General features: G+C 48.8%; 11 protein-coding genes. 6 read left to right on the forward strand and 5 right to left on the reverse strand.

The features are described 5' to 3' along the window. The first annotated feature begins 72 nt into the window (after positions 1 to 72). Positions 73 to 3,792 (forward strand): HEAT repeat domain-containing protein, encoded by a 3,720-nt coding sequence (locus K3T83_RS42595; RefSeq protein WP_220209229.1) that lies wholly within the window; start codon positions 73 to 75, stop codon positions 3,790 to 3,792. A gap of 81 nt (positions 3,793 to 3,873) precedes the next feature. Next, on the forward strand, positions 3,874 to 4,176 hold the full coding sequence (locus K3T83_RS42600; protein WP_220209230.1) for a hypothetical protein: 303 nt from the start codon (positions 3,874 to 3,876) through the stop codon (positions 4,174 to 4,176). Between the two features lie 118 nt (positions 4,177 to 4,294). Here the strand turns inward: K3T83_RS42600 and K3T83_RS42605 are convergent, their stop codons facing one another. From K3T83_RS42605 to K3T83_RS42615, 3 genes are all read right to left on the reverse strand, one after another. Beyond that, positions 4,295 to 5,086: a baseplate J/gp47 family protein gene (locus K3T83_RS42605; protein ID WP_220209231.1), complete on the reverse strand. Its 792-nt coding sequence runs from the start codon at positions 5,084 to 5,086 to the stop codon at positions 4,295 to 4,297. A 4-nt stretch (positions 5,087 to 5,090) separates the two neighbouring features. Then, positions 5,091 to 7,388, reverse strand: coding sequence for a Piwi domain-containing protein (locus K3T83_RS42610; RefSeq protein ID WP_220209232.1), 2,298 nt, complete (start codon positions 7,386 to 7,388; stop codon positions 5,091 to 5,093). A gap of 864 nt (positions 7,389 to 8,252) precedes the next feature. Beyond that, the gene (locus K3T83_RS42615; protein ID WP_220209233.1) at positions 8,253 to 9,581 is read right to left on the reverse strand and encodes a hypothetical protein; all 1,329 of its coding nucleotides are present in this window, start codon (positions 9,579 to 9,581) and stop codon (positions 8,253 to 8,255) included. 432 nt (positions 9,582 to 10,013) lie between these two features. Here K3T83_RS42615 and K3T83_RS42620 point away from each other — a divergent pair, with 432 nt between their 5' ends. Together K3T83_RS42620 and K3T83_RS42625 are read left to right on the forward strand one after the other, a co-directional pair. After that, the gene (locus K3T83_RS42620) at positions 10,014 to 10,313 is read left to right on the forward strand and encodes a hypothetical protein (RefSeq protein WP_220209234.1); all 300 of its coding nucleotides are present in this window, start codon (positions 10,014 to 10,016) and stop codon (positions 10,311 to 10,313) included. Further along, positions 10,310 to 10,576 (forward strand): hypothetical protein, encoded by a 267-nt coding sequence (locus K3T83_RS42625; protein WP_220209235.1) that lies wholly within the window; start codon positions 10,310 to 10,312, stop codon positions 10,574 to 10,576. Before K3T83_RS42620 ends, K3T83_RS42625 begins: the two co-directional genes overlap by 4 nt. Here K3T83_RS42625 and K3T83_RS58675 read toward each other — a convergent pair. Together K3T83_RS58675 and K3T83_RS42630 are read right to left on the reverse strand one after the other, a co-directional pair. Beyond that, positions 10,519 to 10,929: a RipA family octameric membrane protein gene (locus K3T83_RS58675; protein ID WP_444544566.1), complete on the reverse strand. Its 411-nt coding sequence runs from the start codon at positions 10,927 to 10,929 to the stop codon at positions 10,519 to 10,521. The two genes, K3T83_RS42625 and K3T83_RS58675, sit on opposite strands and share 58 nt — an antisense overlap. Before the next feature lie 65 nt (positions 10,930 to 10,994). Continuing rightward, the gene (locus K3T83_RS42630; RefSeq protein ID WP_220209236.1) at positions 10,995 to 11,177 is read right to left on the reverse strand and encodes a hypothetical protein; all 183 of its coding nucleotides are present in this window, start codon (positions 11,175 to 11,177) and stop codon (positions 10,995 to 10,997) included. 152 nt (positions 11,178 to 11,329) lie between these two features. Here K3T83_RS42630 and K3T83_RS42635 point away from each other — a divergent pair, with 152 nt between their 5' ends. Next, complete coding sequence (locus K3T83_RS42635; protein WP_220209237.1) at positions 11,330 to 11,500, forward strand: hypothetical protein; 171 nt, start codon at positions 11,330 to 11,332, stop codon at positions 11,498 to 11,500. A gap of 168 nt (positions 11,501 to 11,668) precedes the next feature. Then, positions 11,669 to 12,118, forward strand: coding sequence for a hypothetical protein (locus K3T83_RS42640; protein WP_220209238.1), 450 nt, complete (start codon positions 11,669 to 11,671; stop codon positions 12,116 to 12,118). The last annotated feature ends 42 nt before the right edge of the window (positions 12,119 to 12,160 follow it).

Raw genomic sequence — 12,160 nt, forward strand, 5'->3', positions numbered from 1 at the left:
GAGTTGATTGGTACAATAGAGTGGATTTCTAGAGTTGCCGATCTACATGTTCAACAAAGGCAGGTACAGCGCATGGCTATCGAATGGACTTCGATTATCATTGACAATGTCATTGGCTACATCCTCGATCAGAGCGGTATTGGTGAAGAGATACGCAGCAAACTTCGTCGCAATCCTGTAAAAGGAGCCCTTCATCATGCGCTCAATCACGCCTATGCGGAATTTGAGAAACGGTATCCTGACTGGACCTCATCCTTCTTCGATGCTGATTTTCTCAGCGAGGAAGCCAGGCCCATCTTAGCTCAATTTCTCCTCCCGGAAGGCTCTCCCAGTCCCAGCGATTTAGCCGTATGCTGGGCCAATGCTCTCAACCTGAATCAAAGCGAACAACGCGCCGCACGCATTCGCGAACTAGAGCCAGTTGCAGCTGACTTTCTTGTCTTGTTCAACAATGCATTGAAAGCAGAGCCGGAGTTGCAAGTCCTCAACCACAGCCGCACCACAGCCGAGATCGCTACCAATACGCATGCCACCGTGAATCGTCTCGACGCCATCCTAGATACCTTCTGCCGCAGGCTCGACAACAACAAAGCCACGCTTGGCACGCTGCGCGACTACTTGAACTGGTTTATCGAGTGCAATCTTTACCTTGATCCTCGTGGCACACTGCAAACGCAACGATCAATGCAGGTTAGGCTCGATGAGGTCTATATCTCGATGCGAGCGCAATATGAGGAGAGGTCAAGCTTCATTGATCGCCGTCTCTTGGAAAGGGATTTAGCTGAGTTAGAGACGAAGCGTGACATCCATAGTCTCATAGCAGAGGAACGAGATGACCAGCACGAACTCCTGCTGGAACGCCTCCGAGAGGAATGGCTGATCGCCAAAGAGGTCAAGGGTGAGGTATTGGAACTTGCTGAAACCATCATGCAACATGATAAATTGGTGATCCTTGGTGATCCTGGCAGTGGCAAAAGCACACTTTTGCGCTACCTTGCACTCAAGCATGCCCAAGCTATGAAGACCAGCAATGCAGATGTAGGGAAAGATCTTGGCGTGACTCGTTTCCCGATCCTTGTCCGTATCGCCGACTATGCCGAGTATGGTATGCCTAAAGGCAAATCGCTCAGCGACTTTCTGGTCGATTACTACAAGAAGCACGAATGCTCCCATGAAGGATTAGCTGATTTGCTTATGACGAAGCTTACAGAAGGAACCTGTATCGTTTTGCTTGACGGGCTGGACGAGATTGTTAATGCTGATGAACGTCGTAACGTCGTTCGTCAGATCGACGAATTTGTAGCTCGTCATGGTAACAGGCCCAACCGCTTCATCATCACCAGTCGCATTGCGGGCTATCGTAGTACACCATTAGGAGGGCTATTTGCTCACTATATCATTCAAGATATGGATGAGTTGCAGATACATCACTACCTTGAGCGCTGGTGTTTCGCAGTCGAAACAGCCCAAACGCCTGAACTCTCCGCCGAAGCACGCGAAATTACAGCCAAGCGAGAGATGAACGGTGTTATGCAAGCGATACTAAACGCTACAGGTGTAAGACGGCTTGCAACTAATCCATTGCTCCTGCGTGTTCTCGCTATGATCCATCGCACAGGAGCACAGTTGCCTCAGAAGCGTATTGAACTTTACAGGCTTGTAGCAGACACACTTGCTCGAACGTGGCGCACAGCCCAAGGTGTCCCCGAATCTGCCATTGTCAAAGAAGAATATCTTACGCCTTTGCTCAGCAAACTTGCCTACTGGTTGCATGTACACAAACCCACAGGCATTGTTACTGAGCGTGAACTGTACAATGTGCTTGGTGAGGAATGGGCCAACCTACATGATTTTGAATGGAACCCTGACAGGCTGAATACGAAGATTCGAGAAGAAATTAGTAAGTTTCTTCTCAATGTGAGGGAACATACAGGATTATTTGTCGAGCGTGCTCCTCGACACTATGGTTTTATGCACCAAACTTTTGAGGAATACTACGCGGCACGCTACCTCGTTGCCCTCAGCAAAATCCGTGCTAAACTGATACGCCAGCACCTGCATGACCCACGTTGGGATGAGCCAATTCTCTTAGCGTTGGGGTTTGTCGGTTTGGAATCTCGCTTTGAGGCTCAAGAGTTAGTAGAGACTGCAATATTGGCTGAAGGTGAAGATGCGAGAACCCTGGGGCTGAGGCCAAGTGAACATGAAAAACTGTTAGGCCAAGATTTCTTGTTCTCGTTGCGCTGTCTGGGAGACAACATTCCTATGAGGCCGACGATGATACAAAAATTAATCGAGAGGTTAATGGATGAGTTATTAAATCAGAGTGGACGCGGAAAGTTTAGCAGATACCGAGATGAGTTGATGAGCAAGGTAAGATATTTGAAAAACAGCAATGTTACCCCCATACTGTTATCTCGTCTCATTGCTGCCCTTCATACTGAAGATAATATGAAAAGGTGTTATGTATTAGAGTGTCTGAATATGCTAGAATATACATCAGTTGAAATGTTTGATAGCCTCATTGCAGTTCTTCGTAGTAAAGATCGAAAAGCACGTCAAAGGGCAGCAAACAGCTTAGGGCAGCTAGGGAAAATATCAGATAAAGCAAATACCGATCTACTTATTGTTTCGCAAGAGATTGTTGCTGCCCAAGATGACGATACAGAGACAATCTGGGATACAGCTCAGACTTTAGGAACTCTTGCACGTATGTCATCTGATATTGTTGTTCTACTTATTGCTACCTTACAAGATAAAAACAGAAACAAACGCGGGTTAGCAGTAAAGGCTCTGAGATATCTGGAGCAGCCATCCGATGAAGTTATCACTGCACTCATCAACGCTTTATATGATAAAGATAGAATAGTACAAGATTGGTCCGCGTCAGCTTTAGGCCGATTCGGACGGACTTCAGAAAGGGTGATAAGCATTCTGATTGCGGCCATAGAGAGTGGAGATACCAAATTAAGCTACGGGGCGGCAGAGAGCTTAGGATGGACAGGCCAAGCAACCCCTGAAGCGATCCAAGCTTTTTTATCTCTTCTAAAGCAAAAAGATAGTGAGCTACGCGGAATTGCAGCATGGGGTCTTGGGAGATTGGGTCAAGCATCTATAGAGATTATTACTGCACTCATAGAGGCTTTGTCCGATACAGATAACGAGGTTCGCGCTGAAGCTGCACGTAGTTTGGGATGGTTAGGAAAGGCTTCTATGGAAGTTGTCGCAGTTCTTATTGCCATATTGCATGATAAAGATACACACACACGTAATTATGGAATAGCGAGTTTAGGACGATTGGGGCAGGCATCACCTGACATGATACAAGGGTTGATGGATGCATTATCCGATGAAGCACGCCAGAATTGTTATCAAGCAGCCGAGAGCTTGGGGCGATTAAGACAAGTATCACCGAAGATGATTGCTGTCCTCGTTGAGGCTCTCGCCAAAGCGCATAACCCAAGACTACGTGGCAATTCAGCTCTATTATTAGGCAAATTGGGCCAGGATGATAACAGTATCATCGACGTGCTCTGGAATGGATTACGACGAAGTGAGCATAATGTGGTACGCTCCATTGTGTGTTCAGCTTGTGCTGAGAGCCTGGCTCTGATAGGACGACGATCTATTCACTCAGGTGAAATGATAAAGAGTCTCGTCATACAGGCGATCACAGACACGGAATTCGATAAGCCGGATGAAGATGAGAATCGTTATGTCTACGACTATGCCTACGATGTCTTATGGTTCCTGGAGGTTGGAGGAGAGATTGGTAAGGAGATTGACTATTGATCCATTATACCAATGTTGAGTATCCATCTCTTCATCCAAATCGTCAGAAGGAAGAACCTTCCTTCTGGGGCCGTCCTGCTCTTGTTGAACGAACAAGTGAAGGTGCACTTTCTTCAACTGAGCAACAGGGGAAAAGAGACAGGAGGTGTTGCAGGAAGAAAACGGCACGGAGAAGATGCTCGCTGGGCACAGTGGAAAATTTCTCCTTTTGTCCCTTGGGACGGCTTGGCTTGTCCTATGTATTCCGGAGAGGAGCAACTCTCGGTGCCTTTGGCGAAGTTGCTCAGGAAACAGTTGAAGAGCGAGATGTGGATAGTTGTGGGAAAACGTGGAGTTGCTCTTGAACATCTGCAACCTACTGCTTCTGGATTTTCTCATGGCTAGCTCTGGCCTTTTCCCATGAAAGCCGCTCTACCAGAACCAACTTTTCTCTGGCTCATGCGCCCCGAGATAGCCCATGACGTGATCCAAAACGCCCAGGAGCTAGCCGACTTGCTCGGCATCAACCTGACGGAAGTGTGCGAAGAAAAGAAGGACGCCTGCTGGTTGGGCGTCCTTCTTCCGTTCTCTCACACGCACCAGCCAGTCCCCGGCACGTCAGTACCACCCTTGTCTCCCTCACGCGAATACTCAGGACATGCGCCCTCGTTGGGATGTGGTCTGTGATCGGCTGGCAGGTCGGGATCGCCCTGGCCTGTTTGTCACTCACCTCCGTCACCTCGCTCCACGGCTTCAAATGCAAACCGAACGGCTGTTGAGATGTGGTTTGTGACCTGGCACTCATGAGAGCCGTTTGTTTGTCACTATCAGCCGCAGAGGTGATCGAGGAGGCGTCCCGTCCGCCGCTGAACACTCTGGTGTTCTTCACGAAGATGTCCGTGCCGTATATTCGGTTGATGCTATATGCAGGGATGTTACCGTTACGCCCTGCCGCCATCGCATAGGCGCTTACCGTTACCGTGCCATAGCTTTCACCGTTGCCAGCCGGGACCGTGACACTCTCGTCAGTCGCTCCCTCAACGCCACTGTTCGAGGCCAGCAGGAAGCCTGCCGGGAGGTACTGGACGAGCATTCCGCCGTTCGTGATAGTCAGCGTACCGCTCGCAGTAATGGCTGGATATTGCTTGACCCCGGTAGCTTTGACCGGTACACTGCCAGTAACGGTCCGCACCGGCAAAAGGATGGCAGGCACGGACTTCGTTTTCGTGATGTACACCGGCTGGATGGGCGACGTGGCGCATACAAGCAAGGCAATGGATATAATGAGCGCTAAGCGGGGGCTAACACGGTTCACCAACCTAGATCCAATAAGGATCCGTTCCCTCTGCTGTTGGTGGGCGAATCCCTCGTAGCGCCAGACTCGCCATTTTATCGCTATAGTGGGTGGTCACTGGCAACCGTGGCGCTAGGAGCGAACCATAGTGTAGCAATGTCAAGGATAACACCGAGTGCAGAGCATGCTCAATCGAGAGGGGAGCCTCTGCACGAATATAGAGTGGATAGGGAGTCGCTTTTTTAAAGGGAGGTAAGGACGAGACGAGAAAAGCGGCTTGATCACTCAGACGAAAGGCCGACCCCTTCGCTGGCTGAAGCCATTGGCAGAATTGTTGTTGGCCTTTCTGTTGCCCGTCTGACACTGGCATCCAATGGTAGAGGCGGGGCGCTCCAGATTTGACAACCTCGACCAGAAAAAAGGTCGCTCCAATTTGCTGCCCCCATGCCTTGAGAGCTGCACGTTCATTGCCACGAAACCACCCATCGCGATGGACCAGAACCCGCAATCCGGCAAACTGTTCTGCTGGGAAAAACTGCTGGAGCGTTTGCTCAGGAATCGTCTCGCCTTCGATGAGTACTTGATGAACCGCATACTTGAGTGCCGGCTCACTATTTTGATAGATATGGGTGGTTGCTAGCGTGTTCATGCTCCCAGCTAATCGCGCCTTATTCATACGAGCAATATCGATGCCCACGACCACATCCGTATACTGAAGTGGTTCGGCAAGACGGAATGGGACATTGCCCACTTTACAGAGCAATCCCAACGCAATATTAGGCACCGCATCCGTCTTGCTCAACGTTGCTGCATATACAACCTGATTAGGTATTCCCCGCACAACAGTCACGTCTTTGACACTCAGATAGCCCTCATCTCGACTCAGTTCTATCTGCTCACGAACACGCTCTGGTAACAAGGCCAGGATAATATCCGGCTGCTGTTCTTTGAGGTATCCAATGGCTCGTTCCAGAGCAGCCCGCGTGAAGAGTTCCAGAGAAGCATGCCCGACGAAACGAAGAGGAAATTTGAATACGTGACATTCCTTTTGCAAATTCTTCAAGAAGGCACGGATCTCAAGACGATGATCAGGCACGCCCAGCAGCAATCCGACTCGAATCGGTGTGCCCTCTGGAAAGGCTGCACTGCGTTGATAGAAACCATAACGACGGAGCTGCGCAAGCACCGTCATCTCTTCCTTGACCAGATGGTTCCCACCAACTAACACATACGGCACAAAGTCATAGTCAGCTGGCCGCAAGAAAGAGGAGGTGTGCTTTTCTGAGGTAAAGGCAGGTTGAATCAACTCAATCCGACGCAGGACAGCAGCAACTGCACTGATCATCTGTGAGCGATCTTCGGGTGAAAGACGCAACCTCTGTAATAGAGCCTGAGTCTTCACCCCAAATTGGGAAGCGTCCTCCACACGCGCCACCACTTGCAATGCACTCGCGACGTAATCTAAGGGTTTTTTCGCTTGATTATTGGCCAGAGCTTTCCCAGGACGCATCTGTACCACTAGTTCATCATCCTCAGCTTTCTCAATAAGAGTACGGGTCACGTGATTGAGCGTCAAGTTGAGGAGCCGCTCTCGATGAGCAGAAGCTCGATCTTTGTAGACATCGACGATCTGCCCTTTGCACTTTCTATTTCTATCCAGTACCAGAAGCCCTTTGAGTTGCTCAGGATCGGCCAACTGACGTGCATATGCTCGCAAATTCTGGTTCACGACAATTTCAGAAGTCATAGAGAGGGCAATGGTTGGCCTTCCATCAACTACCCATCCACGCGGGGTGCAGATCCGACGTATGGTGAGGTGCTCAGAGAGCTTCTGATGATAGTTGGCGAGGCTGTGAAGCATGTGCTTACGGACCTTCGCCTTCGTTGAGAGATAGTGTGCGACAAAATCGGCTTGGACCTGAGCGCTCACTTGGAACGTGCTATCTTGCTGAATGGCATGGACACACCCAAAGATCGTCGGCATGCTTTTCCAAAGCGAGGAGAGGAGTTGCTGAAATTGCGTTTCTGTCACTGCATGATTGGTCACTAGACGATGCTCGGTCCAGAGCCAACATCCAGGAAACATATCATTACAGCGACAGGCAAGCCGAGTGCCTAATTCGGTTGGTTCGCCGCCATGCACATCAAGCATATAGGCAACCAGAGGAGGAATCTTGGCTGGATTGATCGGGAACAATTCTATTTTCAATTGAGGCATGGTGATGGCTACAGGGGTCTGTGGCACCGTCAAATCTGGTACGCTTGGCACAGGAAATGACGTAAGGCGAAACAATGGCGAATGCTCAGGCGTCTCATAATGCATAAGAGAAAAACCTCCCTTTCCACTTTCACATATCCACAACAGCGATTTCTAGATTTTCTAGCAACAGAGAGAACAGCATTGACCAAAGAGGCTACTTGCAGATAACAACGTGACAATTGCCTGACAGTAACAACTTCTTCACCCTCTTCTGTTGTGAAGCTTTCATCCACTGAGCATGGTAAACGAAAACAAGACCCTGGCTCATGCGCCCAGAGATAGCTCATTATGTGATCCAAAAGGCCCAAGAACTGGCCAACCTGCTCGGCATGAGTCTCTCCGAGGTGAATTGATGAGCAATACTTCCCTGACGAGAAGCACACGCATCAAGCGCTCGTTCGCCTTATCCGAATATATTACCGTCGCCTGGACGTGATCGGCGGCAGATCAGTGTCGCAGAGGCAAATTGCCAGGATACCAGCTGGGGAAAGTCTCCCTCATCTGGCGCGACGACTTTATGAAGTTTGTGAAGGACTCGTGCATCAGGACGGATAGCTAGGCCAGCAAGGAGGATAATGAAGTAGCAAGAGAATCTGGGCTTTTCCTCAGGTTCTCTTGCTATGCTTGCAGCTTCTCTTTCTTTGAATCCCCTTACTTCTGGTACATCCCCGTAGCCTCTTTCATCCAAGTTGTGCAGCACTTTGTTTACCTGGCTTAACCAAGCTGAGAGCAGTGGCCTGACCGGACTCTGCGGGTTTGCTCATTGCCTTGAAACTCGATCGTGCGCAGCAGTGCTGGGAAAAACCGACCACATGGTGTGAGTGTCACATTCAGCTTTCGTCTATCCTGATTTGTGGTCTTCATCTGTAGCTGTTCCAGTACAGATGAAGACCACAAATCAGGGTAAATCAAAGTCACCAGTAACAGTTACTTTCCTTTTTCCCCAACAAAGCAATGCATGAGCCAGTGAACAATGCGGGTGTCGGACGTATTAGAGAAGTAGCGGAGCAATGGCTCAATAACCTCAAACGGGGCGGTGAGTGGTTCAAAGTCTGCCACAGCCAATGTTAACTTCTCCTGCGTGTGCCAACCACTGAGTCTATCATCTCCGCCTTGAAGCAACTCAAAGTTGTCGATAGGCCAACCATATTTGAACGCATGCAGCATCCACCGGCTTTCACGCTCCATCGAAAGAGCGCCAGGTATGATATCCTCCAGTACACTATAGTGATGAATCGGCTTGTCCCAATTGCGCCGATACTCGGCCATGCGTCGCGTCAGATGTTTTGTTCTCCCGATGTGGCAGACAGTGTCAGATGCATCGTAGTGGAGCGCATAGATGACAGCGCTCTCACCATACGCATTCCTCATGGCATTACGCAATCGCCTTATCTGCTCAGCTTCAGGAAGCGTATTGAATCGGGGGATACACGTTTCGCAGCATACTTTGATACGGTCGAGCCGATAGCCTTGATATTCGCGTAGGAAGTCCCAGACGGATGTTGGAGTGCCACACATTGGGCAGAGCGGATTGGCTTGTCGATTCCTTTTCCGATAACTATGGCGGCATCGAGGACAAAGCGTCCCTGTCCCGTTATAATACCCTGATTGACCAACTCCGGCTGTGTGAAACCAATCGGAAGCGCATCGATACTCGGTGCTCCCATCTAATTGTTGCTCCGTTTGGAGTAACGTACCACATAAATAGCACTGTGAGATATCTGTTTCCAGTAGAGGAACGCACAAGCTGCCATAATCATTGACTGCAAACATGCCCTGGCAACCTCGGCACCGCTTTTTCTCTTCTTTCTGGCGCTGTTTTTCTGCTTCAACACAGGTTGTACACTGATCATGCAAAATATATCCACCTCGCCTGGAGCGCTCGCATGGAAAAGCAGTTGCTGCCAGCTTCTGTCGGCAGGTACTACATTGGCGATCTGGTTGGAGCCTCAGCCAAACGTCGCGTTGTCTAATGCGCTCTTCCTCGATCTGACGCCGCACTGCTGCTCGGCGACGTTGCTCTTCCTCTTGTTGTTGGCGCCTTTCTTCTTCCTCACGTCTACGTTTTTCTTCCCACTGCCGCGCAAGCTCTCGTTGCCTCTGATAGGTTTGTTGAAGGTTAGCTGCGTAGCAGTCAGCACAGATCCGCATACGTCCATCTGTCTTATTTCTGCGCCGATGAAACGCATCAAGCATCTTCCACTGCTCGCACTGTTCGCATTTCTTATCTTCTTTCCCCTGACGATCATCTTCCATAAAATCCTCATGCATCTTTTAACCTAAATTTTTGTCAAAGATTCACAGATAAACCAAATGTCTCCCAGAGAAGAGTTCTTTGCTTCTATCGAGAAAATAGAAGAACTTTCTTTCTAAAGGGACATTCCTCGAACTCCCTCTCAGAGCAGACAAAAGCGACAAGTGACAGCACTGGCTCAGCGCAAACGAAAGTCACAGATCAGTGCAGACAAAATAGTAACGTGACAGCAAGTTCCAAGTTCACAGAGAAAATAGCAGTGGTATACTACAACTCACGGCTTAAAGTAGTTTAAGCCGTGAGTTGTGCGAATAACTCCGCCCTTGATGAGCACAACAACATTACACTATATGTCACCCACAGATACAATCAGCGCCAATCACTCACGGCATAACTGTTTACGGCATGATCAGAAGGGGGAAGGAGACGATACAATGGCAACGCCGAAGGGATTGAAGCAGTTTCATCGCACACTCCCCAACGGGGACAAGGTCTTGATCTATAGCAACCAGAACCACATCATGCTCCAGCTCCGTCGCGAAGTCCCGACGGAGCTGAATCTTCTCGAACCATCCTTTAAAGTTGCCGTGGACCTCTCGCCAGTTGATGCCTTGCTCATTGCCAGTGAATTGTTCGCCGCAGCTGCCCTCCAGATGACAGGAGCACCACAAACTACGACAGCGCTCCCGGTGATACCAGCAGATCCCTTGAACCAGGAGGAAGAACAAGCATGAAAGATTCTGCTGTGTTCGCAGGCATCTCCCTGTTTCCCGACCAGGATGCGGTTATCTGGATTACGGCGTCTCGCGAGGAGGTGTTAGGCAGCAAAGATGCGGTGACCAATGATACCTACTGCCGCATGCTCACGAAATTCACCATTGATAAAGGTGGCAAGCGCTTTTTCAAGCGCCTGCGCCTGCTCTTCAAAGATACCATGCGTTACAAAAAAATGAGAAACAGCAGCCATATCAGCGCTACCAGGATAGGAACTATGTAAGCTAAAAGCCAGACACTAGAGACAGGCCATTTTGCGTGCTTCCGTCTTTCTAGGGTCATTCTGTATTCTGGGGCAACAGTTTTGACTTGCTCTGCAAGGTCATCAAGGAGATATTTTTGTCTGGCTTGGATGTACCCCCAGAGAATAGTTAGACTAAAGCCAAGAAGCATTATCAACTTCAACCCAAGAAGACTACCATTCGGTCTGCTGTAGAGAAGACCAACGACGCCAAGAAGCACAGACTCAAAGACTAAAAAGAAGTTGAGTCGATTGTAGAAATTAGTATCCAGATGCAAAAAATGCTCCCAGAGACGGCTAATTTGCTCCGTTTCCAAGTGCTCAGACATAATCATTAGCTCCTCTCGATTTGAGCCATTGACTTTTTCATAGATAGAGAAACGCAGCGATCCTAGTGACCTCAAATCTCGTGAAGCGGTTTCACACGCTGCGATTGGTTGGTTGCTGCCTGACCTACGACTTCTGTTGGCGGGGGAGGAACGGTCGGCCCTACTTGGGGAAGCTTTCTTTGATGGAAGCGTGTCTGTGGCGGGATTTCCAGTGTCTCGCTGTATAGAAACTGCTGAACGTCAAAAACCTTCATTTATTGAGAAAGTTCCAGTTCTCAATTAGAACTAATAAAATACTTTTTAGCTTCACATCATACTGACGTCTACTCTGGTAGATAACTCTCAGAAATGGAGGGGAACTATAATTGCGTGCTGAAGTGTTTATTGTGGAATAAATGCCTTTGACATGGCAGTGAATAAAGAAGAGGAGGGGAGTACACGTGACCGGCTCATCGATGCGAGGCGGCTTGCCGCCGATGCCCTGCTCTTCATCCTCTTTTCTGTTGTTCAGAGAACCTGCGTTGGACTTGGTAGCTCTGCCGGAGGAGCGCAAGATTCGGCAATAGCTTCTCGCTAAAACACTCTATGATCTGGTCCACTACTGATACTGTGTTGCGTAAGCCGCGAGATGCACTAGACCAAGTGAAAAGCGTCTACAATTAAAGAGATTTATATAGAACTCATTATATGATATACTATCTCCTCTGTAGAAAAAGATATCATAGTACGTAAAGGAGCAACAAATATGGACCCTACAATTGTAGATCTAGTAGCGAAAATAATGACAATTTTATTACCTTTTGTATCAAAGGGTACAGAGGAGTTTGCTTTGAAGGTTGGCGATGCAGCCTATGAAAAAGCCAAGACGATCTTAGAGATTTTGAAGCAGAAATGGACCAAAGACAAAGAAGCAACAGAGAGCTTGATTCACTTTGAAGAGAAGCCAGGACGCTACCAAATAGTGGTGGAAGATATACTACAGGAAAAACTGGCTAAGGACCACGATCTGGCGGAACAAATAGCTCGATTACTGCGAGAAATGGGTCCCATACTCGAAATTACACAGCAGATGGAGGAGGGGAAGGATGTTATTGGACTCAGAGCAAGAGAGATGAGAAGCGGTAGAATCAAGGTGACACAGGATATCGCTAAAGCGGAAAGGGTGACGGGTGCAAAATTAGACTTACTAGGCTAAGATATTCTCTCCTTTTTAGATAGTCTTCTGTGCATTGTCGAA

The organism is Reticulibacter mediterranei, assembly GCF_016587455.1.